General features: G+C 71.3%; 26 protein-coding genes. 11 read left to right on the forward strand and 15 right to left on the reverse strand.

What is annotated here, in order from left to right; translation table 11 throughout:
* Positions 1 to 27: 27 nt before the first annotated feature.
* The 6 genes from hsaA to ACZ7OU_RS19860 all read left to right on the forward strand — a co-directional run bounded on the left by hsaA (position 28) and on the right by ACZ7OU_RS19860 (position 5,513).
* Positions 28 to 1,191 carry a 3-hydroxy-9,10-secoandrosta-1,3,5(10)-triene-9,17-dione monooxygenase oxygenase subunit gene (hsaA, locus tag ACZ7OU_RS19835; protein ID WP_470238598.1) on the forward strand — a complete coding sequence of 388 codons (1,164 nt, stop codon included), beginning with the start codon at positions 28 to 30 and terminating at the stop codon, positions 1,189 to 1,191.
* Complete coding sequence (gene hsaD, locus ACZ7OU_RS19840; protein ID WP_470256170.1) at positions 1,191 to 2,036, forward strand: 4,5:9,10-diseco-3-hydroxy-5,9,17-trioxoandrosta-1(10),2-diene-4-oate hydrolase; 846 nt, start codon at positions 1,191 to 1,193, stop codon at positions 2,034 to 2,036. The genes hsaA and hsaD overlap by 1 nt, the downstream gene beginning before the upstream one ends.
* Positions 2,036 to 2,947 carry an iron-dependent extradiol dioxygenase HsaC gene (gene hsaC / locus ACZ7OU_RS19845; RefSeq protein ID WP_470256171.1) on the forward strand — a complete coding sequence of 304 codons (912 nt, stop codon included), beginning with the start codon at positions 2,036 to 2,038 and terminating at the stop codon, positions 2,945 to 2,947. Before hsaD ends, hsaC begins: the two co-directional genes overlap by 1 nt.
* Positions 2,944 to 3,483, forward strand: coding sequence for a 3-hydroxy-9,10-secoandrosta-1,3,5(10)-triene-9,17-dione monooxygenase reductase subunit (gene hsaB, locus ACZ7OU_RS19850; protein ID WP_470256172.1), 540 nt, complete (start codon positions 2,944 to 2,946; stop codon positions 3,481 to 3,483). Before hsaC ends, hsaB begins: the two co-directional genes overlap by 4 nt.
* Before the next feature lie 193 nt (positions 3,484 to 3,676).
* Positions 3,677 to 4,792: an alpha/beta fold hydrolase gene (locus tag ACZ7OU_RS19855; protein ID WP_470256173.1), complete on the forward strand. Its 1,116-nt coding sequence runs from the start codon at positions 3,677 to 3,679 to the stop codon at positions 4,790 to 4,792.
* Between the two features lie 121 nt (positions 4,793 to 4,913).
* Entirely contained in the window at positions 4,914 to 5,513 is a 600-nt protein-coding gene (locus ACZ7OU_RS19860) for an Rv1733c family protein (RefSeq protein ID WP_470238593.1), read from the forward strand.
* On the opposite strand, the gene ACZ7OU_RS19865 is transcribed toward ACZ7OU_RS19860, so the two are convergent.
* The 9 genes from ACZ7OU_RS19865 to ACZ7OU_RS19905 all read right to left on the reverse strand — a co-directional run bounded on the left by ACZ7OU_RS19865 (position 5,514) and on the right by ACZ7OU_RS19905 (position 12,977).
* Positions 5,514 to 5,768, reverse strand: coding sequence for a Smr/MutS family protein (locus ACZ7OU_RS19865; RefSeq protein ID WP_364276168.1), 255 nt, complete (start codon positions 5,766 to 5,768; stop codon positions 5,514 to 5,516).
* The gene (locus tag ACZ7OU_RS19870; protein WP_470256174.1) at positions 5,765 to 6,202 is read right to left on the reverse strand and encodes a hypothetical protein; all 438 of its coding nucleotides are present in this window, start codon (positions 6,200 to 6,202) and stop codon (positions 5,765 to 5,767) included. The genes ACZ7OU_RS19865 and ACZ7OU_RS19870 overlap by 4 nt, the downstream gene beginning before the upstream one ends.
* The gene (locus ACZ7OU_RS19875) at positions 6,199 to 7,260 is read right to left on the reverse strand and encodes an MBL fold metallo-hydrolase (protein WP_470256175.1); all 1,062 of its coding nucleotides are present in this window, start codon (positions 7,258 to 7,260) and stop codon (positions 6,199 to 6,201) included. Before ACZ7OU_RS19875 ends, ACZ7OU_RS19870 begins: the two co-directional genes overlap by 4 nt.
* Before the next feature lie 10 nt (positions 7,261 to 7,270).
* Complete coding sequence (locus tag ACZ7OU_RS19880; protein WP_470257627.1) at positions 7,271 to 8,347, reverse strand: fatty acid desaturase family protein; 1,077 nt, start codon at positions 8,345 to 8,347, stop codon at positions 7,271 to 7,273.
* A 46-nt stretch (positions 8,348 to 8,393) separates the two neighbouring features.
* Entirely contained in the window at positions 8,394 to 10,769 is a 2,376-nt protein-coding gene (locus tag ACZ7OU_RS19885; protein WP_470256176.1) for an ATP-binding cassette domain-containing protein, read from the reverse strand.
* Positions 10,770 to 10,792: 23 nt separating this feature from the next.
* On the reverse strand, positions 10,793 to 11,038 hold the full coding sequence (locus ACZ7OU_RS19890) for an AraC family transcriptional regulator (protein WP_470256177.1): 246 nt from the start codon (positions 11,036 to 11,038) through the stop codon (positions 10,793 to 10,795).
* A gap of 10 nt (positions 11,039 to 11,048) precedes the next feature.
* Positions 11,049 to 11,459: a VOC family protein gene (locus tag ACZ7OU_RS19895; protein WP_470256178.1), complete on the reverse strand. Its 411-nt coding sequence runs from the start codon at positions 11,457 to 11,459 to the stop codon at positions 11,049 to 11,051.
* 10 nt (positions 11,460 to 11,469) lie between these two features.
* Positions 11,470 to 11,928 (reverse strand): helix-turn-helix transcriptional regulator, encoded by a 459-nt coding sequence (locus ACZ7OU_RS19900; protein ID WP_470238586.1) that lies wholly within the window; start codon positions 11,926 to 11,928, stop codon positions 11,470 to 11,472.
* Between the two features lie 158 nt (positions 11,929 to 12,086).
* Positions 12,087 to 12,977, reverse strand: a complete 891-nt coding sequence (locus ACZ7OU_RS19905) for a LysR family transcriptional regulator (RefSeq protein WP_470256179.1) — start codon at positions 12,975 to 12,977, stop codon at positions 12,087 to 12,089.
* Positions 12,978 to 13,088: 111 nt separating this feature from the next.
* On the opposite strand from ACZ7OU_RS19905, the gene ACZ7OU_RS19910 reads away from it, so the two are divergent.
* Positions 13,089 to 14,435, forward strand: a complete 1,347-nt coding sequence (locus ACZ7OU_RS19910; RefSeq protein WP_470257628.1) for an MFS transporter — start codon at positions 13,089 to 13,091, stop codon at positions 14,433 to 14,435.
* A gap of 400 nt (positions 14,436 to 14,835) precedes the next feature.
* Here ACZ7OU_RS19910 and ACZ7OU_RS19915 read toward each other — a convergent pair whose 3' ends face one another.
* Genes ACZ7OU_RS19915 through ACZ7OU_RS19935 form a run of 5 tightly spaced genes read right to left on the reverse strand, consistent with a single transcriptional unit; the run spans position 14,836 to position 18,466 of the window.
* Positions 14,836 to 16,272 (reverse strand): NAD(P)/FAD-dependent oxidoreductase, encoded by a 1,437-nt coding sequence (locus ACZ7OU_RS19915; RefSeq protein WP_470256180.1) that lies wholly within the window; start codon positions 16,270 to 16,272, stop codon positions 14,836 to 14,838.
* Entirely contained in the window at positions 16,265 to 16,495 is a 231-nt protein-coding gene (locus ACZ7OU_RS19920; RefSeq protein WP_086675010.1) for a ferredoxin, read from the reverse strand. Before ACZ7OU_RS19920 ends, ACZ7OU_RS19915 begins: the two co-directional genes overlap by 8 nt.
* 1 nt (position 16,496) lies before the next feature.
* Positions 16,497 to 17,114, reverse strand: coding sequence for a ferric reductase-like transmembrane domain-containing protein (locus ACZ7OU_RS19925; protein WP_360679319.1), 618 nt, complete (start codon positions 17,112 to 17,114; stop codon positions 16,497 to 16,499).
* The gene (locus ACZ7OU_RS19930; protein ID WP_470238583.1) at positions 17,107 to 17,910 is read right to left on the reverse strand and encodes a DUF4142 domain-containing protein; all 804 of its coding nucleotides are present in this window, start codon (positions 17,908 to 17,910) and stop codon (positions 17,107 to 17,109) included. Before ACZ7OU_RS19930 ends, ACZ7OU_RS19925 begins: the two co-directional genes overlap by 8 nt.
* On the reverse strand, positions 17,894 to 18,466 hold the full coding sequence (locus tag ACZ7OU_RS19935) for a hypothetical protein (protein WP_470256181.1): 573 nt from the start codon (positions 18,464 to 18,466) through the stop codon (positions 17,894 to 17,896). Before ACZ7OU_RS19935 ends, ACZ7OU_RS19930 begins: the two co-directional genes overlap by 17 nt.
* 251 nt (positions 18,467 to 18,717) lie before the next feature.
* Between ACZ7OU_RS19935 and ACZ7OU_RS19940 the strand changes: the two genes are divergently transcribed.
* From ACZ7OU_RS19940 to ACZ7OU_RS19955, 4 genes are all read left to right on the forward strand, one after another.
* Positions 18,718 to 19,281 (forward strand): sigma-70 family RNA polymerase sigma factor, encoded by a 564-nt coding sequence (locus ACZ7OU_RS19940; protein WP_470238581.1) that lies wholly within the window; start codon positions 18,718 to 18,720, stop codon positions 19,279 to 19,281.
* Between the two features lie 7 nt (positions 19,282 to 19,288).
* Positions 19,289 to 20,083: a zf-HC2 domain-containing protein gene (locus ACZ7OU_RS19945; RefSeq protein ID WP_470238580.1), complete on the forward strand. Its 795-nt coding sequence runs from the start codon at positions 19,289 to 19,291 to the stop codon at positions 20,081 to 20,083.
* Positions 20,084 to 20,440: 357 nt separating this feature from the next.
* Positions 20,441 to 21,940: a DUF1996 domain-containing protein gene (locus tag ACZ7OU_RS19950; RefSeq protein WP_470256182.1), complete on the forward strand. Its 1,500-nt coding sequence runs from the start codon at positions 20,441 to 20,443 to the stop codon at positions 21,938 to 21,940.
* Between the two features lie 43 nt (positions 21,941 to 21,983).
* Complete coding sequence (locus ACZ7OU_RS19955; protein ID WP_470256183.1) at positions 21,984 to 22,943, forward strand: SCO0930 family lipoprotein; 960 nt, start codon at positions 21,984 to 21,986, stop codon at positions 22,941 to 22,943.
* A 740-nt stretch (positions 22,944 to 23,683) separates the two neighbouring features.
* Here the strand turns inward: ACZ7OU_RS19955 and ACZ7OU_RS19960 are convergent.
* Positions 23,684 to 24,748 carry an Lrp/AsnC family transcriptional regulator gene (locus ACZ7OU_RS19960; RefSeq protein ID WP_470256184.1) on the reverse strand — a complete coding sequence of 355 codons (1,065 nt, stop codon included), beginning with the start codon at positions 24,746 to 24,748 and terminating at the stop codon, positions 23,684 to 23,686.
* Positions 24,749 to 24,766: the final 18 nt, after the last annotated feature.

Below are 24,766 nucleotides of genomic sequence, written 5' to 3' on the forward strand. Positions count from 1 at the left end.
GGAAGTGGAACCGAGAGAGGACTGCGCATGAGTGAGCAGGTGATCGCCGGGGTCCGGGACCTCCTGCCGGTCCTGCGGGAACGGGCCCAGGACACCGAGGACGCGCGGTGCGTCCCCGAGGAGTCCGTCAAGGCCCTGCAGGAGACCGGGTTCTTCAAGATGCTGCAGCCGAAGTCGCACGGCGGCCTCGAAACCGACCCGGTGAGCTTCTACACCGCGGTCAAGCTGATCGCGAGCGCGTGCGGGTCCACCGGCTGGGTCGCCTCCATCCTCGGCGTCCACCCGTGGCACGTGGCGCTGTTCGACGCGCAGGCGCAGCAGGAGGTCTGGGGCGAGGACCAGGACGTGCGGATCTCGTCGTCCTACGCCCCGATGGGCAAGGCCGAGGTCGTCGAGGGCGGCTACCGGCTGACCGGCCGGTGGAGCTTCTCCTCCGGCAGCGACCACTGCACGTGGGTGCTGCTCGGCGGACCGGCGTTCAAGGACGGCAAGCCGGTCGACTTCTGCACCTACCTGCTGCCGATCGCCGACTACTCCATCGTGGACGTCTGGGACACGATCGGCCTGCGCGGCACCGGGTCGAACGACATCGTCGTCGAGGACGTCTTCATCCCTCGGCACCGCGCGCTGAGCTTCATCGCGACGTCGAAGTGCAAGGTGCCCGGCCAGGCCGTCAACCCCGGGCCGCTGTACCGGCTGCCCTACGGTTCGGTGCACCCGAGCACGATCACCGCGCCGATCATCGGCATGGCGCAGGGCGCCTACGACGCGCACGTGGAGCACCAGGGCAAGCGGGTGCGGGCCGCGTACGCCGGTGAACAGTCCAAAGAGGACCCGTTCGCCAAGGTGCGGATCGCCGAGGCGGCCAGCGAGATCGACGCCGCGTGGCTGCAGCTGACCCGCAACATCGACGAGCTCTACGAGATGGCCAAGCGCGAAGAGCGGCTGCCCGTGGACCTGCGGCTGCGCGTCCGGCGTGACCAGGTGCGCGGCACCGAACGCGCGATCAGCGCGATCGACCGGCTCTTCGAGAACTCCGGCGGCCGCGCGATCCAGCGGGGCACGCCGATCCAGCGCTTCTGGCGCGACGCGCACGCCGGCCGCGTCCACGCGGCCAACGACGCCGAACGCGCGTACGTCATGTTCGGCACCGGCGCCTTCGGGCTGCCCGTCGAGAACGCGATGTACTGATGGCCGCTCCCGAAGGCAAGTACGTCCAGGCCGGCTCGCTGAAACTGCACTACCACGAGGCCGGTGCGGAACACGCCGAGACGGTGATCCTGCTGCACGGCGGCGGGCCCGGCGCGTCGGCGTGGAGCAACTTCGGGCGCAACCTGCCGGAGTTCGCCAAGCACTACCGGACGATCGCCGTCGACCAGCCCGGGTTCGGCCGTTCGGACAAGCCGACCGAGCACCCGCAGTACTTCCGCCACAGCGCCGACGCCGTCGTGGGTCTGATGGACGCGCTCGGCATCGAAACCGCGCACTTCATCGGCAACTCGCTCGGTGGCGGCGCCGCGGTCCGGCTCGCGCTGAACCACGGCAAGCGCGCCGGCCGGCTGGTGCTGATGGGGCCGGGCGGGCTGAGCGTCAACCTCTTCGCGCCCGACCCGACCGAGGGCGTCAAGAACCTCGGCCGGTTCGCGGCCAAGCCGTCGCGCGAGCGCATGGAGGCGTTCCTGCGCATCATGGTCCACGACCAGGGGCTGATCACCGACGAGCTGGTCGACGACCGGTTCGCCGCGGCGAACATGCCCGAGTCGCTCGCCGCGATGCGCGCGATGGGCATGTCGTTCGCGCGACCCGACACGTACGAGGAAGGTATGCTCTGGCGCGAAGCCCACCGGCTGCGCCAGCGCGTCCTCCTGATCTGGGGCCGCGAGGACCGCGTCAATCCCCTGGACGGCGCTTTGGTGGCCTTGAAGACGATTCCGCGCGCGCAGCTGCACGTGTTCGGCGGCTGCGGGCACTGGGCCCAGCTGGAGAAGTTCGACGAGTTCAACCGGCTGGCCCTCGACTTCCTCGGGAGTTCCTGATGGGCATCCGGTCACTGGGCTACCTCCGCATCGAAGCCACCGACATGGCCGCGTGGCGCGAGTACGGGCTCAAGGTGCTCGGCATGGTCGAAGGCAAGGGCGGCGACCCGGAGTCGCTTTACCTGCGCATGGACGACTTTCCGGCGCGCCTGGTCGTGTCGCCCGGTTCGGCGGACCGCCTGGCCGTCACCGGCTGGGAGGTCGCGCACGCGGGCGAGCTGGCCGAGCTGCGGTCGCGTTTGGACAGTGCGTCGGTGCCGTACAAGGAGGGCACGCCCGAGGAGCTGGCCGACCGGCGCGTCGACGAACTGATCAGCTTCGACGACCCGTCCGGCAACACCCAGGAGGTCTTCCACGGCGTCGCGCTGCAGCACCGGCGGGTGGTGAGCCCGTACGGCCACAAGTTCGTCACCGGCGAGCAGGGCCTGGGTCATGTGGTTTTGTCCACAAAGGACGACGAGGCGTCGCTGCGGTTCTACCGCGACGTCCTGGGCTTCCGGCTGCGCGACTCGATGCGCCTGCCGCCGCAGATGGTCGGCCGGCCCGCCGACGGCCCGCCCGCGTGGCTGCGGTTCTTCGGCTGCAACCCGCGGCACCACAGCCTGGCGTTCCTGCCGATGCCGACGCCGAGCGGGATCGTGCACCTGATGGTCGAGGTGGAGAGCACCGACGACGTCGGGCTGTGCCTCGACCGCGCGATCCGGCGCAAGGTCCCGATGTCGGCGACGCTCGGCCGGCACGTCAACGACCTGATGCTGTCGTTCTACATGAAGACCCCCGGCGGCTTCGACGTCGAGTTCGGCTGCGAGGGCCGTCAGGTCGACGACGAGAACTGGATCGCCCGCGAGAGCACCGCGGTTTCCCTGTGGGGCCACGACTTCTCGGTCGGGGCGCGGCCCCCGGGGTCATGACCTCGGTGGCGGTCGACCAGACCGCGTTCCGCAGTGTGCTCGGGCACTTCTGCACGGGCGTCACGGTGGTGACCGGCCGCGACGGCGACACACTGGCCGGGTTCGCGTGCCAGTCGTTCGCGGCGCTCTCGCTCGACCCGCCGCTGGTGTTGTTCTGCCCGGCCCGGACATCGCGGACGTGGCCGGTGCTGGCGGCGGCGGGCCGGTTCGCGGTCAACGTGCTGGCCGAGCACCAGCAGGAGATCAGCGCGGTGTTCGGCGCCCGAGGCGAGGACAAGTTCGCCCGGGTCGGCTGGACATCGTCGCCGTCGGGAGCGCCGTTGCTCGACGGCGCGTTGACGTGGATCGACTGCGAGCTGGAGGCGGTGCACGAGGCGGGCGACCATTACGTGGTGATCGGCCGGGTGACGGCGTTGGGGGAGCCGTCGGAGGCCCGGCCGTTGCTGTTCCACCGCGGCCGGTACGCGGTCACGGAGCCGGCCCGGGACGCCTTGGCGGCGCTGATGCCCTGGCCCCGCCCGGACGACTGGCTCTGAGGCGGCGCCGGCTTGCGGGCTGGCCCGGGACTCGCTGCTGCTCTGGCCGCGCCCGGACGACCGGCTTTGAGGCGGCGGTGCAGTCCTCGCAGCCGGCATACCGTGGCCGAACCGTCGACGGACCGCCCGCTTCGCGTAACGGCCACCCCGCCGCGGGCGACTTTCCCGGGAGTCGTCGCCCGAGGAGGCCACCGTGCAGTTGTGCGGGTTCCCCGCCGCCGAGGTCGAGTTCGACCGGGTGGGTGAGCTCGTCGGGGACCGGGGGGCGGCCGTGCGCGCGCTCGCGGCCGATCCGGCGGTCACCGATCTCGTCGTCCTCTGCCACGGCTGGAACGACGACCACCTCGTCGCGCGGCTGCTCTACTCCGCTCTCGCCGGGTCCATGCGCTCGGTGATGGGTGGCCGGCCCGATCGGCGGATCGGGTTCGCCTGCGTGCTGTGGCCGTCGCGGAAGCTCGCCGGCCTGGAACCGGATGCCGGCCTCGCCGAGCGTCTCGACCTGCTGCGGGACCTCGTTCCCGGCCAGCGGCTCACCATCGACGCCGCGGCCGACCTGGTGCCGGCGCTGACCGTCCGCGCGACCGCGCGCACCGCCTTCGCCGCCGCGCTGCTCTCGGTGGCCGCCCGTGGCGCGGACGACCGCGAGGACGCTTCGGCGCAGCTGTTCACCCTCCCCGGCGGCACCGTCATGGACCGCCTCGGCGCGACCGGCTTCACCGACGCGGCGGCGCACCTCCTCGACTTCCTCGCCTACTACGAAATGAAGGCCCGCGCCGGCGAGATCGGCGTCCGCGGCCTCGCGCCATTGCTGGCCGGCTTCCACGGGCCGAGGATCCACCTCGTCGGCCACAGCTTCGGCGGCCGGCTCGTGACGGCGGCCGCGAACGCGCGGCCGGCCGGGTCGGTGGCGACGCTGACCCTGCTGCAGGCGGCGTTCTCGCACCACGGCTTCGCCGCGGACTGGGACGACGGCCGGCCCGGCGCGTTCCGCGGCGTGCTCGACGAGCGCGTCGTCACCGGTCCGATCCTCGTCACGCACACCGCCAACGACCTCGCGGCCGGGCTCGCCTTCGCCATCGCGTCCCGGATCGCCGGCGACGCGTCGAGCCCCTACGGCGGCATCGGCGCCAACGGCGCGCAACGGACCGCCGAAGCCGTCACGGCGGAGCTCCTGCCGGTGGACGGGACCTATCGCTGGCAGCCGGGTGTCCCGCACAACCTGCGGGCCGACCGGTTCGTGCGCGGCCACACCGACGTCTGCGGGCCGCAGATCGCTCACGCGCTGTGGTCGGCGATCGCGACGAGTTAGCGCGACCGGGTGGTTGTGGACGGGTTCACAGGTGGGCCGCATCCCATTCACGAGAGAAAGTCGAGCCCCTGAGCGCACACTGTTATCGAGATGACGTTTTCCTGGGAGGAGTGAGTCGCGCATGCGTGGGCCCAGCGGACGGATCGCCCGGTTCCGGCGCCGGTTGCACCCCGGCCGCAACCCGCTGACCAGACTCGGCGACCGCGTCGAAGCCGCCCTGCTGGTGCTGGTCTTCGCGGGCGCACTCCTGGCGCTGCCGTTCGCGGCGGCGTTCGGCTCCGAAACCTACGCGTCGCAGACCGCCCGCGCCGAGCAGGAACGCACGACCCGCCACCCGGCGACGGCCGTCTCCCTGGCCGCGGCGCCGAGCCAGACCTACAGCACCGACGGCGCGGGAGCCCCGGCCGACCAGACGACGGTCCAGGCCGCCTGGTTCGACGCGCGCGGCGCCCGCCACACCGGTGACGTCCTCGCCGACGCGGGCAGCCCGGTGGGCACGCACGTGTCCGTGTGGCTGGACCAGCGCGGCGAGCTGACGAACGAGCCGCTCTCGCCGTCCACCTCGGCGGCCGACGGGGTGTTCGCCGCGATCCTGCTGTGGGTCGCGATCACGGGCGCGCTGGCCGGCCTGTACGGCATCGGCCGGTTCGCGGTGAGCCGCCTCCACTCGGCGGCGTGGGACCGCGCCTGGGCCGAAGCCCGCCACGACAGCCGGTTCTGATCACTTCCAGCGGAAGTGCACGAACACCCGGCCGAAGTTGTCCTTGTCCTTCTCGATCCGGTGGTAGAGCGCCTTGACGTCCTTGCGCTCGAGGAACCGCAGGACGTGCTTCTTCAGCTGACCCGACCCCTTGCCGGGGATGATCTCGACCAGCGGCGCCTTCTTGGCGACGGCCTCGTCGATGATCGCGCGCAACGCCCGGTCGATCTCCCCGCCGCGGTTGTAGATGTCGTGGAGGTCCAGCTTCAGCTTCACACGCGCTCCCGTGCTCGCAGCGCCGCCGCCCGGACGCGCCGCGTGCGGCCCTGCTCGGCCAGGACCGTCAGCGCCGCCGGGACGGCGGGTTCGGCGCACGCCCGCCGCTGCAGCCAGTCGGACGCGCTCGTCAGGTCGCTTTCCCGCCAATCCTCGCCCGAGGTGACCGCGTGCAGCAACGTCCACTCGCGCAGCCGCCGGGCCGGGAACCGCCGGTCGCCGACCAGCTCGCTCATCCGGGCCGCCCACGCGGGGAAGCCGGGGCCGGTCAGGAGGGCCGCCGCGCGCAGGTCGAGGTGGCACACGACCGCCGACTCGGCCATCACCCGGTCCGGGTCGGTGAGCACCGCGCGGACCAGCTCCGGCTCGTCGGCTTCCGTGACGTTGGCGAACTCGAGCAGGTAGCGCGCGTACCGCTCGTGCTCGCCGGTCACAGCGCCTGCCACCACCCGTCGACCGCCGGCGGCTCGTCGACGTCGATGCGCTCGCCCGGGCGGGGGATCGCCAGCGCCAGGTCCGCCGCCTTCGCCTCGCGCCACACCCGGTCCGCGGGCTCGCCCCACGGGTGCATCGCCAGCTGGAACGTCGCCCAGTGGACCGGGACCAGCAGCTTCGCCCGGACGTCGATGCCCGCCGCGACGCTTTCCTCCGGCGTCATGTGGATGTCGGACCACTGCGGGGCGTACGCGCCGATCTGGATCAGGGCCGCGTCGAACGGGCCGTGCTGTTCGCCGATCGAAGCGAAACCGTCGAAGTACCCCGTGTCGCCGCTGTAGAACACCCGGTGCGACGGCCCCAGCAGGGCCCACGACGTCCACAGCGTGCTGTCGTTCGAGATGCCGCGGCCGGAGAAGTGCTGGGCCGGCGTCGCCACGAACCGGACGCCCGCCACCGTCGCCTCTTCGTGCCAGTCCAGCTCGATGATCCGCGACGCCGGGACGTGCCAGCGCTCCAGGTGCGCGCCCACGCCGAGCGGCACCAGGAAGGGCGCCGACGTCGACGTCACCAGATCGCGGATCGTCGCCAGGTCCAGGTGGTCGTAGTGGTCGTGCGAGATCACCACCGCGTCGACCCGGCCGACGTCCGACAGCGCCACCGGCGGCTCGTGCAGCCGCCGCGGGCCCGCGAACGCCGCGGGCGACACCCGGTCGCTCCAGACCGGGTCCAGCAGCACCCGGGCGCCGTCCAGCTCGATCAGCGCCGACGCGTGGCCGTACCACGTCACGTGCAGTCCCTCGGCCGACTCGACCGGCGGCGAAGCGACCAGCGGGACCGCCCCGGCGGGCTTGCGCAGCTCGCGGTGCTCGCCGAAGAACATCTCGCGGAAGATGGTCCGCATCGACGCCGCGGTCATCGGGAGCCGGGGCGCGGCGTTGCGGAACACCTTGCCGTCGAACTGCGGCGACGTGCGGACCCGCTCGGCCCGCGCGCCGCTGGCCTTCGCACCGAACGCCGCCGGCAGGTCGCGCAGAGCAGCGATCGTCTTCCTCATGCCTCCGAGTCTACGAACGGTTCCTGAGAGGTGCCCCAGCTTCATGCAGGTGGGTGAGGGCCTGCCGGTAGGACTCGACGAGGCTCGTCTGCAGGTAGGGGACGCCCAGCTCGGCGCAGTACCCCTCGACGATCGGCTGGGCCAGCCGCAGGTGCCGCGACGGCATGCTCGGGAACAGGTGGTGCTCGATCTGGTAGTTGAGGCCGCCGAGGGCGACGTCGGTGACGAGGCCGCCGCGGACGTTGCGCGAGGTCAGCACCTGCTTGCGGAGGAAGTCGAGCGCGGGCTGCCCGGTCAGCGTCGGCATGCCCTTGTGGTTGGGCGCGAAGATCGATCCCATGTAGACGCCCCAGAGCGCCTGGTGGACCACGAAGAACAGGACCGCCTTGCCGGGGGAGAGCACGGTGATCAGCGCACCGAGGTAGACGACGACGTGCGTGGCCAGCAGCGACGCTTCCACCCAGCGGCGGCGCAGGCCCGGCTGGACCACCGCGCGGATCCCCGAAACGTGCAGGTTGAGCCCTTCGAGCGTCAGCATCGGGAAGAACAGGAACGCCTGGTACCGCCCGATGAACCGCGCGACCCCGCCCGCGTTTCGGGCCTGGTTCTCGGACCACACGAAGATGTCCGGGTCGACGTCGGGGTCGAGGTCCTCGTGGTTCGGGTTGGCGTGGTGGCGGGTGTGCTTGTCCATCCACCAGCCGTAGCTCATCCCGATGCCGAGGTTGCCGACGAGCATCCCGGCGATCTCGGTGGGCCGCCGCCGCCGGAAGACCTGCTTGTGCGCGAGGTCGTGCGAGAGCAGCGCGATCTGCGCGAACATGACGGCCTGGAACGCGGCGACGGCCAGCTGCCACCACGAGTCCCCGAGTAGCGCGAAGGCGACCCACCCGGCGGCGAACAGCCCGCCCACGACGGCGAACCGGGCGGTGTAGTAGCCGGGGCGGCGCGTCATCAGGCCGGCGGCGGAGATGCGTTGGCTCAGCCGGGCGAAGTCGCTGCCGGTGTGCACGAGGTTCTCTGTGGTCACCGGCAGCAGTCTTCCTGGTAGGGGTTCGTCGCGGAACCCGGAGTACCCCCGGCACATTCCGGGGGCCTGCCCCACCGCCGAATCTGGTATAGGGGCTCCTTGATCAGCCGAGGTACTCCGCGAGGTGCTCGCCGGTGAGCGTCTTGCGCGATTTCACCAGGTCAGCGGGGGTGCCTTCGAAGACGACGCGGCCGCCGTCGTGGCCCGCGCCCGGGCCGAGGTCGATGATCCGGTCCGCGTGGGCCATGACGGCCTGGTGATGTTCGATGACGATCACCGATTTGCCCGAGTCCACAAGTCGGTCGAGGAGGCCCAGCAGCTGCTCGACGTCGGCCAGGTGCAGGCCCGCCGTCGGCTCGTCGAGGACGTAGATCCCGCCCTTCTCCGCCATGTGCGTCGCCAGCTTGATCCGCTGCCGCTCGCCGCCGGACAGCGTCGTGAGCGGCTGGCCGAGCGTCAGGTAGCCGAGGCCGACGTCGGACAGGTGTGTGAGGATCTTGTGAGCTGCGGGGAGCGTCGCCTCGCCTTCGGCGAAGAATTCCTCGGCTTCGGCGACGGACATCGTGAGCACTTCGCTGATGTCGCGCCCGCCGAACTTGTAGTCCAGCACCTCCGCCATGAACCGCTTGCCTTCGCAGACCTCGCACGGCGTGGCGGTGCCGGCCATGATCCCCAGGTCCGTGTAGACGACGCCGGCGCCGTTGCAGTTCGGGCACGCGCCCTCGGAGTTCGCGCTGAACAGCGCCGGCTTGACGCCGTTGGCCTTGGCGAACGCCTTGCGGATCGGCTCCAGCAAGCCGGTGTAGGTCGCCGGGTTGCTCCGGCGCGAGCCGCGGATGCCCGTCTGGTCGACGGTCACGACACCCTCGCCGCCGGACACCGAGCCGTGGATCAGCGAGCTCTTGCCCGAGCCCGCCACCCCGGTCACGACGGTCAGCACGCCGAGCGGGATGTCGACGTCGACGTCCTGGAGGTTGTGCGTCGACGCGCCGCGCACCTCGAGGAAGCCCGACGGCGACCGCACCGACGACTTCAGCGACGCGCGGTCGTCCAGGTGCCGCCCGGTGAGCGTCTTGCTCTTGCGCAGAGCCGCCACGGTGCCCTCGAACACGACCTCGCCGCCGGCCGAACCGGCGTGCGGGCCGAGGTCGACGACGTGGTCGGCGATCGCGATCGCCTCCGGCTTGTGCTCGACGACCAGCACCGTGTTGCCCTTGTCCCGCAGCTGCAGCAGCAGGTCGTTCATCCGCTGGATGTCGTGCGGGTGCAGGCCGATCGTCGGCTCGTCGAAGACGTAGGTGACGTCGGTGAGCGACGACCCGAGGTGGCGGATCATCTTGGTGCGCTGGGCTTCCCCGCCCGAGAGCGTGCCCGACGGCCGGTCGAGCGAGAGGTAGCCGAGCCCGATCTCGACGAACGAGTCGAGGGTCCGCCGCAGCGCGTCCAGCAGCGGCGCGACCGACGGCTCGGCCAGCTTCCCGACCCAGCCGGCGAGGTCGCTGATCTGCATCGCGCACGCGTCGGCGATGCTGATCCCGTCGATCTTCGACGACCGGGCCTCCGCCGACAGCCGCGTTCCCTCGCAGTCCGGGCACGTGGTGAACGTGACCGCTCGCTCGACGAACGCGCGGATGTGCGGCTGCATCGAGTCGACGTCCTTCGACAGCATCGACTTCTGGATCGCCGGCACCAGCCCCGAGAACGTCAGGTTGATGCCCTCGACCTTGATCTTGGTCGGTTCCTTGTAGACCAGGTCGTTGAACTGCTTCTTCGTGAACTTCTTGATCGGCTTGTCCGGGTCGAAGAAGCCGGAGCCGCGGAAGATGCGGCCGAACCAGCCCTCCATGCTGTAGCCGGGGATCGTGATCGCGCCTTCGTTGAGCGACTTGTCCTCGTCGAACAGCGCGGTCAGGTCGATGTCGTTGACCTTGCCGCGGCCCTCGCAGCGCGGGCACATGCCGCCGGTGATGCTGAAGCTGCGCCGCTCCTTGATCTGCCGCCCGGCCTTCTCGATGGTGACCGCGCCCGCGCCGCTGATCGACGCGACGTTGAACGAGAACGCCTGCGGCGAGCCGATGTGCGGCTGCCCGAGCCGGCTGAAGAGGATGCGCAGCATCGCGTTCGCGTCGGTCGCGGTGCCGACGGTGGAGTGCGGGTTGGCGCCCATCCGCTCCTGGTCGACGATGATCGCGGTGGTGATCCCGTCGAGGACGTCGACGTCCGGCCGGGCCAGCGTCGGCATGAACCCCTGCACGAAGGTGCTGTAGGTCTCGTTGATCAGCCGCTGCGACTCCGCGGCGATCGTGCTGAACACCAGGGACGACTTGCCGGAGCCGGAGACGCCGGTGAACACCGTCAGGCGCCGCTTCGGAAGCTCGACGCTGACGTCCTTGAGGTTGTTCACGCGCGCGCCGTGGACGCGGATCAGGTCGTGGCTGTCGGCGACGTGCGGCGCGGACTTCCTCGTGGGCTTGGTCATCGGGTCTCCAGCGTTCGGGGCGGTCAGCGTGGTTCTGGGACGAGGTCTGCGGCGGGGACGCGGGCGCGGCGGTGGTAGTCCTGCGGGGAAAGCCCGTACGCCAGCCGGAAGCGGTGCACGAACCGGGGCACCGGCAGCTCGGCCAGCCGGGCCAGGGCGTCGAGGTCGAGGGGACGCGCGTGGGTGCGGTCGATGTGATCGCGGACGCGCCGCAGCCGCGTCAGCTCACGGAAGTGCTCGCGGGCGGCGACGGTCAGGCCGAGGCACATGCGGGCCGCCTCAGCGCAGTTCTTGGATGCGCAGGAGGTTGCCGGCCGGGTCGCGGAAGGAGCAGTCGCGGACGCCGTAGGGCTGGTCGACCGGCTCCTGGACGACCTCGGCGTTGCCCGCTTCGAGCTTCGCGAAGAGCGCGTCGAGGTCCGTGCTGGCGAGGTTGATGGAGGCGTAGGTGCCCTTGGCCATCATCTCGGCGATCATGCGGCGTTCGTCGTCGGTGAGGCCGGGCGTCGCGGACACCGGGCTCAGCACGATCGCCGTGTCGGGCTGGTTCGGCGGGCCGACGGTGATCCAGTTCAGCTCGCCGTACTTGACGTTCATCCGGACCTCGAAGCCGAACAGGTCGCGGTAGAAGGCGAGCGACGCTTCCGGGTCGGTGTGGGGGAGGAAGCTCGAGTGAATGGTGACGTCCATGACGGTCACCCTAGGTGGCCGCCGAGGGCCGCGCTTCTCGATTCCTGATCGGTCTGGTGACCTGTTTGGCCACGCACGGCACCATGCCCGCGGTCGCCTCGGCCTGCTCCTCGCGGTAGACGCTCGGCGGCACGCCGACCAGCTCGGCGAACCGCGTGCTGAAGGTGCCCAGCGACGAGAAGCCGACGGTGAAGCAGACCTCGGTGACGCTCAGCTCGCCCTTGCGCAGCAACGCCATCGCGCGCTCGATCCGCCGCGTCATCAGGTACGAGTACGGTGACTCTCCGTAGGCCTTGCGGAACTGCCGGCTGAGGTGCCCGCCGGACATGTTGACCCCGCGCGCGAGCGCTTCGACGTCGAGCGGCTGGGCGTACTCCCGGTCGATCCGGTCCCGGACCCGGCGCAGCAGCGCGAGGTCGCGCAGGTACTGGGCCGTGGCGGTGCTGGTCACGCTCGAATCGTGCCACATCGGACAGCTCCGGCGGAGAGCTTCGTGTCGTCCCTCCAATCACGCGTGTCGTCCTTCCGATCACGCGTGTCGACCGTTTCCGCACGACATCGGGCGTGCGCCGAGGGGCATCACGCGTGATTGGAGGGGCATCACGCGTGATCGGAGGGTCGACACGGTCAGCGGAGGGCGGCGCGGATCGTGTCGCGCAGCCAGCGCTGGGCCGGGTCCGCGTCCAGGCGGGCGTGCCAGTACAGCCGGACGTCGACCTCCGGCAGGTCCACCGGCATCGGGAACCAGCGCAGGCCCAGCGCCGGGCCGTGCTGCTCGGCGAGGCGGCCGGGGACCATGCCGACGTAGCCGCTCGACGCCACCAGCAGCGTCGCCACCGCCGACGTCGGGACCACCGCCGCCACGTGCCGGCGCAGGCCGAGCGCGGCCAGTGCCTCGTCCAGCGGACCGCGGGCCAGGCCGCGCCGGGACGCCGACACGTGCGGGTGCCGGCACAGCTGCGCCGGCGTCGGGCGGCGGCCGCGGCCCAGCGGGCTGTCGGCCCGGACGATGCCGACCAGCTGTTCGCGGTACAGCACCGCGGTCCGGATGTCCGGCGCCGGGGCGTCGCCGACGCCGATGTCGAGGTCGATCGAGCCGTCTCGCAGCGCCTCCGGGCTTTCGCTGCCCTCCGCGACGAAGCGCAGCGTGACGCCCGGGGCGGCCGCCGCCGTCGCCTCCACCGCCGCTGACGCCAGGGTCGCCGCCACGCCGTCGTTGATCCGGATCGTGAACGTCCGCTCGAGGCCGGCGACCGAGAAGTCCACGTTGACCAGCGACGCGGCCTCGTCCAGCAGTGACCGCACCCGCGGCGCCGTGCGGAGCGCGAACGGCGTCGGCGCCATCGCGCGGCCGGCGCGCACCAGGATCGGGTCGCCCATCGCCCGCCGCAGCCGGCCCAGCGCCCGGCTCGTCGCCGGGATGGACAGGTGGAGGCGCTCGGCCGCCGCCGTCACGCTCCCGTCCCGCAGCAGCGCGTCGAACACGCGCAGGAGGTTGAGGTCGAGCTGGTCGGACATGGTTGCATCGTATGCAATCCAGGGTTGCCGAAGTTGCGTGGCACGAACATCCCGGCGTTTCCTACCGTCGGCCGCATGGATCTCGGGAAACGAAGTGGCCTGCTCACGCTCATGTGCGCCTGCGTGGTGCTCGTCGTCGGCATGGTCGCGGCGGTCAACCTCGCCGTCCCGATGCTGGCCGCGAGCGCGCTGCACCCGTCGGCGGCCGCGCTGGTCTGGATCGTCGACACCTACGTCATCGTGTTCGCCTGCCTGGTGATCCCGGGCGGGGCGGCGGGCGACCGGTTCGGCCGCAAGGGCGTCCTGCTGGCCGGGCTCGGGCTGTTCGCCGCCGGCGCGCTGCTCTCGGCGGTGGCCCCGGACGTCGTATCGCTGCTCGCCGGCCGCGCGCTCACCGGGGCCGGGGCCGCCGCCGTGCTGCCCAACTCGCTCGCCGTCCTGCTGCACGCCGTCCCGCCGGAGAAGAAGGCCGCGACCATCGCGACCTGGGCGTCGATGACCGGCATCGGCGGCGTCCTCGGCAACGTCGGCGGCGGGCTGGTCCTGACCGCCGGCTCGTGGCGCTGGCTGTTCGCCGCCGTCGTGCCGCTCGCCCTGGTGACCGCTGCCCTGGTGGCGCGCACGGCCCCGGTGTCCTCGCGCCACGACCGCGGGCTGGACCCGCTGGGCACGGTGCTGCTGGTCGGCGCGTCGGTCGCCCTGCTGGTCGGGATCGTCCAAGGTCCCGAAGCGGGCTGGGGGAGCGCGGTCGTCGTGACCGGGTTCGCCGGCGCCGCCGTGCTGTTCGCCGCGTGGACGTTCGTCGAACTGCGCGTGGCGCACCCGCTGCTGGACCCGCGGCTGTTCCGGATCGCGGGCCTGCGCAGCGCCTGCCTCGGGATGACGACGATCTTCTTCGGCATGTTCGCGCTGTTCTACGTCAACGCGTCGTTCCTGCAGTACGCCAAGGGTTTCGGGGTCCTGGGCACCGGGCTGGGGATCATCCCGCTGACCGTCCCGATCATCCTCGGCGGCCGCCACGCCGGCCCGCTGGCGCGGCGGATCGGCCTCGACACCACGGTGGCACTGGCCTTCGCGTTCGTCGGCGGTGGCCTGCTCGGACTGTCCACGAGCGACGCGCAGACGCCGTACGCGGGCTACGCGGCTTGGCTGGTGGTGACCGGGATCGGCGTGACACTGGCGCTGCCGACGCTCTCGGGCGTGATCGCCGGCTCGCTGCCGCCGGACCGGGCGGGTGTCGGCACCGGGCTGCAGGCCACCACCCGCGAGTTCGGCAGCGCGCTCGGCGTCGCCGTCATCGGCACGGTCATGACCGCGGCGAGCCACGGGCCCGACTTCGTCACGGCGTTCGTCGCGGGCGCGGACGCCGGGCTGCGGGTGGTCGGGATCGTGGTGCTGGTGCTCGGCGTGCTCGTGGTGGCCGAATCGAAGGTCTCACAAGGGGTCAGGACGAGGTGAAGGCCGTCTCGAGGGTTCCCGTTTCCCCCGAGACGGCCTTCGCCGGTGCAACCCCGAACCCGACTTTCGACCGTGACGGCCTTTCCGGCGGCATACCCTTCCGCCGGAAAGGCCGTCACGGACGTGCACGCCGCGGCGGCGGAACCGCCGTGACGTTCGACCCCGGACCCCCGCCCGGTGCGCCGGGAGAAGGCCACCCCGGGGGCGTCGGGTTCCCTCGGGATGGCCCTCTCCTGGCCCGCCGGACGCTCGGTCTTCGACTTCGGGCGGAAAGCCCTGGTCACCGGACGCGAGGCGGGCAGAGGGACGTTGGGGGCCGGTCACCACACCGCCCAGCCGCGGAGGGGATGTGGTGACCGGCAAGGGACGATGGCCGCCGCGCGCAGCCACGTCCCGGCTTTTACCTCCCCATCGGAATGGCCATCGTCGGCAGCGCCGCTCCGGGCTGTGCGGCGAACGCCGTGGTGGGCGGGGCCGCGAGGGCGGGGAACGCCGTCGTGGGGATGTTGTTGGCGAACTCGCTCTCGAACTCGCGCTCGAAGGCCTGCTGGTCGAAGCCGCTCTCGAACTCCGCCGGCACCTCGGCCGCCAGTGCCGCGATGGCCGGTTCGACCGTCGGGACCTCGGCCACCTCGGGGGCGGGAGCGGGCTCCGGCTCCGGCACGTACTCGGGCGCGGGCAGCCGGCGGTCCAGCTCGGCCATCCAGTCGAGCATCGCGCGCGGCTTGTCCCACGCGGAGATGCCGACGAGCCTGCCGTCGCGGATGAAGCCGGTGATGCCGTCGGCCAGCGTGACCGTGTCCTCGGCCAGCGAAGGCATCCCGCACATCTGCAGCCGGGTGTCGTAGAGCGTCGACCAGGCGCGGGGGAGCGGGGTGAACGGCTTCGCGCTGGACTGGCCCATCAGCAGGTTGTCCGCCGCGTGCCGGGCCGACTCGACGGCGTTGATCCAGTGCTCGACGCGGCGCGGGGTCTCGTCGAACCGCAGGTTCGGCCAGCGCGCGATGTCGCCGGCGATGACGACGTCGGACGCGCCCTCGGCGAACAGCTTCGAGTCGCAGAGCACGCCGTCGCTGATGTCGAGGCCGGAGCCGCGCATCCAGTCGACCGACGGGACGCTGCCGATGGCGAGCACGACGACGCTGGCGACCAGCAGCTGGTTGTTCGTCAGGTGCAGCCCGACGGTGTCCTTCGTGCTGATCCAGTGCCGCACTTCGCTCTTCATCGACAGCTTCGCGCGGTGCTCGTGGTGCGCCTCGACGACGCCGTTCGAGACGCGGTCGCCGAAGCGGTGCAGCGGGGCCTTCGCGTGCCCGATGAGCGTGACGTCCCGGCCGATGTGCCGCATGCTCGCGGCGAACTCGTTGCCGATCAGGCCGGCGCCGATCACGACGGCCGGCTTCTTGCTGGCGTTGAGGCAGCGCCGCACGGCCATCGAGTCCTCGACCGTGCGCAGGATCCGCACGCGCGGGTCGTGCCGCGGCGTCCCGGGCAGGTGCCGCGGGTAGACGCCGGTCGCGGCGATCAGGCCGTCGTACCAGAGGGACTCGCCGCCGGGCAGGTGCACGACCCGCTCGGTGGTGTCGAGGTGCGTGACCCGGGCGCCGAGGCGCCAGTGGACGTCGAGGTCCGGCAGGTAGTGCGAAAGGCCCACGTCGCTGGGCCGTTCGGTCCCCATGACGAGTGCCTTGGAGACCATCGGCCGGTGGTAGGGCCGCCGCGCTTCGTCGCCGATGAGGACGATCTCGCCGTCGAAGTTCTGCTCGCGCAGCCGTTCCGCGGCGCGCAACCCGGCGACACCCGCGCCGACGATGACGATCCGGTCGCCGTCAGCCATCGAGCTCTCCTCTCATCACGACCGCCTGCATCGGGCAGCAGCGGGCCGCCATCTTCGCCTGTTCAATCGTGGTCTCGTCCAGCAGCCGCGTGTGGAAGCGCAGGCGGCCGTCCTGGCCGAGGTCGAACACGTCCGGCGCCTCCATGGCGCAGATGCCGTAGAGCTCGCACCGGTCGTTGTCGACGCTGATCCGGGGCCCGCCACCGGGCAAACGGAAGGGCATGTCAAGCCACCTGCTCTTCCACGAGTCCGATGCGTTCGAGGGTCCGCGCGGGCATGAACCGCAGCAGCGACGTCGTGACCGCCGGGACGAGCAGCGTGATGCCGCCCAGCCAGACGACCGCGAGGTGGCCGTTGGCGATCGAGCCGAACCACGCGTGGAGCGCGGTCAGCGCGACGGCCGGGTAGGCGCAGCGGTGCAGCCACAGCCAGCGGCGGTAGGAGGTGAACCGCTGCAGGCCCGCGGTGAGGGCGATGGCCAGCATGACCTCGAAGCCGACGATGCCGATGCTGTGCCGGGTCTCCTGGCCCGACAGGAAGGGGAGGAACAGGTACTGCAGGCTGTACGGCTGGACCGTCAGGTAGAAGAAGCCCAGCGCGTGGATGCCACCGAAGATGATCGTGCCGGTGGCGAGCACCATGTGGGAGCTGCGCAGTGCCTTGCGGCCGGTGACCGAGCGCACCCAGCCGGTGGCGGTGAGCACACCCCAGGTGAGCGTCAGCATCATCGCCGCGTAGGACGCCCGGGCGGCGAAGGCCGCGAGACCGCGGGCCGCCGGGTCGGTCTTCGGCTGGAACTGCTGCGTGAGGAAGATCGTCGCGTCGTGCCAGGTCTCAACCATGGGTGCCCCCGGTTCTCACCGTGGCCGGCCGGCGCGTGGCCCGGCCGCGGCCGCGGTTGCCCTTGATCTGGCGCAGCACGTAGAAGAGACCGCCGCCGACCAGCAGGAACAACGCCGCCACCACGGCGATCTGGGACGTGTCGAGGCCGAGCGGCTGCCCGGCGGGCGCGGACGTGGCGGAGACGACCGGCGCGGGAAGCGCCGTGTAGTCGACCATGCCGGTGCTCTCGAGCATCGTCATGTGCCGCATGACCGCCTGGTTGCCGACGGTCGCGAACGCGCGCACGTCGTCGTTGCGGGTGCCGGCGCGCAGCTGCGCGAGGACGGCGAACACGGCGCCGTGCGCCGAGCGCAGCCGGTTGGCGAAGACGCTGTCGAACGACGGCCCGGGGGGCGCGTTCATCTCTTCGAGGAGCCAGCCGCGCTGCTCGTCCGACGGCTGGTCGGGCACCGGCGAGTTGAGCTTCGCCGACAGCGCGCGGGTCGCGACGTCGAGGCGGCCGTGGTCCATCATGATCGCGAAGCCGACCGCCTGGACCTTCGGGCTGCCCTTCTGCATCGCCATCATGCCCGAGGGCATCTCCCACAGACCGGCCTGGCGGACCTTGTTCAGCAGGATGGCGTCTTCGGGCGAGATGGCGGTGGAGCTCGTCTGGGCGATCGAGGCCGGGGACACCGACGCGAGCAGCGTCAGCACCGCGACCAGCACGAACAGGATCCGGACCAGCGGGCGGGAGCGTTCGAGCGGGGACGGAGGGATGAGCTCCGGGCCGGCGAACTCAGAGGCCGAAAGCATTTTCCCTCCACTGGTCCTGGGTCAGCGTGATCTTCTTGCCGTCGGGCGCGATCGGGTACCAGGCCTGGTCGGCGCCCTGACCGGACGTGTCGGCCGGCTCGCTGTCACCGACGAAGTGGTACAGCGGCCAGCCGGCGAGGGTGGCCTGCTGGGTGCCGTCGTCGCGGGTGAGCTCGCCGATCAGCGACTGGTCGACGTCGATCGGCGCGGGACCGCCGGTCTTGACGGGGATCCACTTGGTCGCGCAGGCGTCGTTGCAGTTCGACCGCGGCGGGTTGGTCGAGTCGCGGTCGTAGCGGTAGATCGTGTAGCCGGTCCCGTCGACGAGCATGAGGCCGAGGTCGAAGGTCTTCGCACCCCTGAGCTGGCTCTTCATCGGGTCGTTGGGGTTGGCCGTGATCGGCTGCGGCATGGCGAGGGTCATGGGGGCCTGCATACCGGGCATCTGCATGCCGGCACCGCTGCCTGCGGCGTAGCCACCCGAGGTGGTGGCGGCGCCGGCGGTACAGGCGGTGAGCAGGGCGAGTGCGGTGAGGCACACGGCGGCGGGGACCACCGTACGGGGAATGCGTATCACTGCTCCTCCGGAGGGCATGACTACGCGCAGTAGCCTGGGGTGAGGCGAAAATGCGCGCGAAAGATCCACAGTGGACGAACAGTCCGGAGTGGATGTGGAGCGTTGCGGGGGACAACGCGTTGTCGGGGGTCTTCGGTAGGGGATACGGACACGGTTCGGAAACGGTTCAAAAAAGTTTCGCTGCATATTGGTACTGGACGTAGGCCGTCCGGACCACCAGGATGTCCCGCGTGGGACGGCACACTCGAGCGCTGAGACCCGTCGAAGATCAGGAAGTCGTGGGTGTTGAGCCCAACGACGCCCATGATGATCTGGCGAAGGCGCTCTACCAGGAGTTCGGCGGGTCCCTCATGGCGTTCGCGCTCCGCCTGACCGGCCACGACCGGCAGTGGGCCGAAGACGTCGTGCAGGAGACCCTGATCAAGGCGTGGCGGAACGCGGACAAGCTCGACCGCCAGCCGGAGATGCTGCGCGCCTGGTTGTTCACGGTCGCGCGCCGCATCGTCATCGACGGCTGGCGCAGCCGGAGCGTGCGCCCCCAGGAGCTCGAGGAGATCGAATCCGACGCGATCACGGTGTCCGACGAGTCGGACCGGACGCTCGCCGCGATGATCGTTTACGAGGCGCTGCAGGGCCTTTCGCCCGAGCAGCGGGAGGCCATCCAGCAGACCTACCTGCGGGATCGGACCGTGAACGAGGTGGCGGCGACCCTCGGCGTGCCCCCGGGCACCATCAAGTCCCGCATCCACCACGCCGTCCGCGCGCTGCGCCGGGCCCTGCGTGAGCGGGGGTGAACTGAGGGTGGCCGGGTCCGCACACACCGACGTCGCCGCGTACGTGCTCGGCGTCCTCAGCGAGGCCGAGAGCACCCAGTTCGAAGCCCACCTCATGAACTGCCCGCACTGCCAGCTCGACCTGATCGAGCTGTACCAGCTGCCGGACGTCCTCGACCTCGTGAAGCGCAGCTGGCCGGAACCGCCGATGCCGGCGCCCAGCCCGCGCACCCTCGCGCCCGGGCCCCGCGTGCTGCGCGGCCTGATGGAAGAGGCCTCGGTCAAGCGCCGCCGCCGCAAGCGGCTCGGCATCATCGCCGGCACCGCGGCGGCCGCGCTCGTCGTGGCCGGCCCGCTGGTGACCCTCGCGGTCCGCCCGGCCGACGCCGTCCCGCCCGCGTCGCTCTCGGCGCCGAGCACCAAGCAGCCCCCGCCGGTGACGAGCGTCCTGGCGACGAGCATTCCGGCGCCGCCGTCCACCGGTGCGCCGGCCGGCAGCGGCCAGACCTACGGCCGGGGCAGCGGCAGTGGCGGGTCCGCGGTCAGCGCCGTCGTGACGGTGTCCCCTGTGGAGTGGGGCAGCCGCGTCGACCTCGAGCTGCGTGGCATCGTCGGACCGCTGAAGTGCCAGCTGTTCGCCATCTCGACGACGGGTGACGCCCGCGTCGTCTCCGGCTGGTCGGTGCCGCCCAAGGGCTTCGGCATCCCCGGCTCCCCGGAGCCGTTGCGGCTGCAGGGTTCCATCTCGCTGCCGATGGACCAGATCGCCCGCTTCGAGGTCCGCGGCGACGACGGCACGGTCCTCGTCGTCGTGCAGCGCTGACTTTTCTTCTTCGGCACTCTGTCTTGTCTGAACCACGTCCTGCCTGAACCACGGCCGTGATCCGGCCGTGGTTCAAGGCATGGACCAGACTTCCTTTTCCGGCCCGCAGCGCGGTGACCTCGATGAATGGCGCGCGGTTGCGTTTCGCTTGATAACGAACAGATAACGGGCTGGTCGCTTTTGAACCTCGGAGCGCTCACGTCCGTATCCCCCAATGCATCCCCCGATGCATCCCGACAGCCGGAACCAGAGCTCCCCGCGGGTTCCGTGCGATCTCGACCTCAACCAACGGTAGTTCTTGCCCGGGCCGCCGCGCTATTCGGCGTGCCCGGAATAACGAACGAGGTGAACTAGTCTATGGCCCGGAATTCTCGGTCCCCCGTGACGGGCAAGCATCGCGTCGCCCGCCGTACCAAGATCGCCATGGGCGCGATCGGCCTGGCGATCGCCGTCGGCGCACTCGCCGTCGCGGTCTCGACGGGCCGCACGGGCGAGGCCAGCGCGGACCCCGCGGACCCGTCGTTCTTCATCGACATCAACAAGGTTCCCGCCGGCAACAACGTCAACGCGGCCTTGAAGAAGAAGGGCACCCAAGGGTCCTTCACCGTCGACTGTGGAACGAACGCGGACGGCGCGCACCACAACCCGGACAACTTCATCGCCCAGCCCGGGATCAAGAACGGCGCGCAGCACCTGCACGACTACGTCGGCAACGTGACCACCGACGCCGATTCGAGCCTCAAGAGCCTGCTGGCCGGCGACACCACCTGCAAGAACGGTGACCAGTCGGCCTACTTCTGGCCCGTGATCCGCATCGACCGCGAGGACAACGCGGCCAACGAGAGCGAGAACCAGAAGGCCCAGCAGAACCAGCAGGGCAAGACCGGCGACGTCCAGCAGGACCAGAGCGCCAAGGACGCGCAGGCCGCGGACGACGCCGGGCAGGGCCAGGACGCCCAGAACCAGGACGCGCAGGACCCGAACGCGCAGGACCAGCAGGACGCGCAGGACCCCAACGCGCAGGACCAGCAGGACCCGAACGCGCAGGACCAGAACGGTCAGCAGCAGAAGAAAAAGAACACCGGTGGCGGCGCGACCCGCAACGGTGACGCGAGCGCCCAGCAGCAGGACGGGCAGAACCAGCAGGACCAGCAGCAGGCCCAGGACCGCCGTCGTGGCGGCCAGAACGGTGGCCAGAACAACGGCGGCAAGAACAACGGCGGTCAGAACGGTGGCCAGAACGGCAACCAGAGCAGCTCCGCCGCCGCGCCGCCGGCCGAAGAGCTGGGCGGCCCCGAGGGCGCGAACGAAGAGGTCGGCGACAACGACGGCGAGATCGTCGAGCCGGAGTCCGCGACGCTGAAGTTCATCGGCGGTGGCGCCCAGAAGGTCGTCGCGATGCCGCTCGGCCTGAAGATCCTTTACGGTGACGCCAAGCAGAGCACCAACGGCCCGGCCAACGCCCGGCCCAGCTGGACCTGCACCGGGTTCGAGGACCGCCTGACCGACCTTTACCCGATCTGCCCGCAGGGCAGCAAGGTCGAGCGGATCCACAACTTCCCGAACTGCTGGGACGGCAAGAACACCGACAGCGCCAACCACCGCACGCACATCGTGTTCGCGAACCAGCAGGGCAAGTGCCCGCAGGGCTTCAAGAACGTGCCGCAGCTGCAGGTGACGCTGGTCTACGACGTCCCGCAGGACGTCCAGCAGAAGGGCCAGTACAAAGTGGACGCCTTCGCCCAGGAAAAGCACAACCCGCGGTCCGATCACGACGACTTCGCGAACGTGATGAGCCGGAAGATCATGGGCCGTCTGGTCAACTGCATCAACTCCGGCAAGGCCTGCGCGGAATAACCCTTCCGCACCAGTCACTCCACGCCAGGAGGGAGAACGTCCGATGAACCGTGCTCGTCCGAGTGCCGTTGCACTGTCCGCCGCCATCGCCGGTCTCGCGCTGGTCGCGGCCTGCGGGACCAACCCGTACGCCACGTCCGGTGCGGTCCAGCCGGTGTCGCTCGGCGCGCAGCAGCAGCTCTCGGCGAGCACGGTTCAGGCGGCTCCCGGGGCCGGCCAGGCCCAGCTGGTGAAGTCCACTGTGGATGGTCTCGGCGCGGTCCTCGCCGACGCCGAAGGCCACACGCTCTACCGCTACGCCAAGGACTCCGGCAATCCGCCGAAGGCCACCTGCGTGGCCGCCTGCGCGCAGATGTGGCCACCACTGCTCTCCGACTCCCCGGCACTGGCCGCCGGGGTGGACGCGCAGCTCGTCGGCCTGGTCACCCGGCCCGACGGCCGCAAGCAGGTGACGGTCGGCGGCTGGCCCGTCTACTCCTACGCCAAGGACACCGGTTCCGGGATCGCGCTCGGCCAGAACGTCAGCGCGGACTGGGCGGCGATCACGCCGGTGGGGGAGAAGGCGGCCGCGGCGAGCCGGCCCGCCGCCCGGACCAGCATCGGGACCGCCGACATCGGCGGCCTCGGCTCGGTCCTGACCGACGAAGCCGGTCGCACGCTCTACCTCTACACCCGGGACGGCCGAGGGGCCGGAACGTCCACTTGCGACGGTTCCTGCGCGCGGACGTGGCCACCCCTGCTCGTCGACGGCCGGATCACCGTCGCCGAAGACATCGACACCGGACTGGTCGGCCAGGTCACCCGGTCCGACGGGAGCAAGCAGGTGACCGTCGGCGGCTGGCCCGTCTACACCTACGCCAAGGACGGCGCGCCCGGCGAGGCGACCGGCCACGGCGCGGGGAACACCTGGTACGCCATGGAACCCAATGGCTGCCGGGTCGACCCGTCGCGCCGGCCGGACGACTCCGTCGAGACGGCGTCCGCCTCCACCGGCGGGTACTGACCCGCCCCACGAACCCCGGCCCGGCGGACACTTCCCTCCACCTCACCCCCCGAGTCCGCCGGGCCGGTAGCACCACCCGAAGTACCGCGGGACCCCCGTCCCGCGCCCCGAGCCCCGGCCCGGGTGGACGCTTCCCTCCACCTCACCCCCCCCAAGTCCCCCCGGGCCGGGATTCCTCACCCCACACCGATCCGGCAGCCGCCGGGTCAGCGAAGGAGGAAACAGGCGGGCGCCTCCCCGCCCCGCGAGTTCCGGCCGGTGGACACTTCCCTCCACCTCACCCCCCCCGAGTCCACCGAGCCGGAACTCCTCCCCGTGTCGGCCCCCCGATCACGAGCGATGCCCCTCCAATCACGCGAGATGCCTCCGCAATCACGCGAGATGCCCTCCGAGTCACGCGAGTCCCGCCCAGTCACGCGAGATGCCTCCCCAATCACGCGAGATGCCCTTCCGATCACGCGAGATGCCTCCGTAATCACGCGAGTTCCGCCCAGGATCACGCGAGACCCGCTCCCAGCCACACGAGATCCGCACCAGGCCACGCGAACCGACCGTCCAGCTACGCGAGCCGACTTCCCAGGTACGTGAGATCCGCGCGAGTCACCACTCCGCTCACGCGAGATCCGCCCAGACCTCCCAGATCTCCCAGACTTCCCGGCCCGCTGGCCGCCCCGCGGTCACCCGGCCGGAATCCCCCGAAGACCCCGGTCCGGTGGATGCTTCCCTCCACCTCACCCCCCTCATCCCCCGGACCGGCCCACGCTGCGGTCCCCGTGCTCCGGCACGGGGACCGCGGCCCAGAAGTCCAGCGGCACCCGCCCGGTCCCGCGCCCGGCCGCGTCGAGCAGGCGGCCCATCAGCTTGACGCTCCGCAGCGTCACCGCCCGGCCGGTGATCTCCAGCCACGGCAGCTTCGCCGCCAGAACCGCCTCCAGCGGCAGCGTGTCGTGGTGCGAAGGCAGCCACACCACCAGCATCAGGTTCGCCGCCCCCGTCAGGCCCGCGCACATGCGCACCTCCGGCAGCATCGCCAGCGACCGCGCGGTCGTCTCCAGCTTGTCCGGCGGCACCCGCAGCCACAGCGTCACCGTGACCGGCGCGGGCGACACCGACCGCGCGATCTCGCACCGGACGCGGATCGCGCCCCGGCCGAGCAGGGCGTCCAGCCGGCGCCGCACGGTCGTCGCGCCGACGCCGAGCTCGATCGCCAGCGCCGCCGCCGACGCGCGGGCGTCCACGCCGAGAGCCAGGATCAGCGCCCGGTCCGCGTCGTCGAACCGCAGGGGCGCGCGGTTCTTCACCGGCTTCACCGACAACGCCTCGCGCTGCCCCGGCGAGATCGCCCGCACCCGCCACCGGCTGCCCTCGGTGAACATCCGCGGTGACAGCACCGTGCGCGCCCGCGTCACCCCGGGGACCGTCGCCACCCGGTCCAGAACGTGCGCCCCCAGCTCGCGCAGGGTCGGCGCGACGACGTGGGCGAGCAGGTCGCACGGCCCGGCCACGTGCTCGACGGTGACGACGTGGACGTCCGCGGCCAGCGCCGCCGCGACCCGCAACGCAGCTCCCGGCGCACAGTCGATCTCGACGAACGCCAGCGCCAGCTGCGCGGTCAGCTCCCCGCCGATGTAAGCGGTGAGCCACGCGTCCCCGCGCTCGACCAGCGTGTCCCAGTGCCGGGCGGCGGTCACCGCGCCCAGACCGAGCGCACGGCCCACCGTCGACCACGACGCCCGCGGCGCGGCCTGCAGCGCGTCGACCAGTTTGAGGTCCTGCTCGGTCAACATGGCGGATTCTTCGCTCATCGACCCTCGCAGCGGTGG

The organism is Amycolatopsis sp. NPDC114505 (assembly GCF_055633615.1).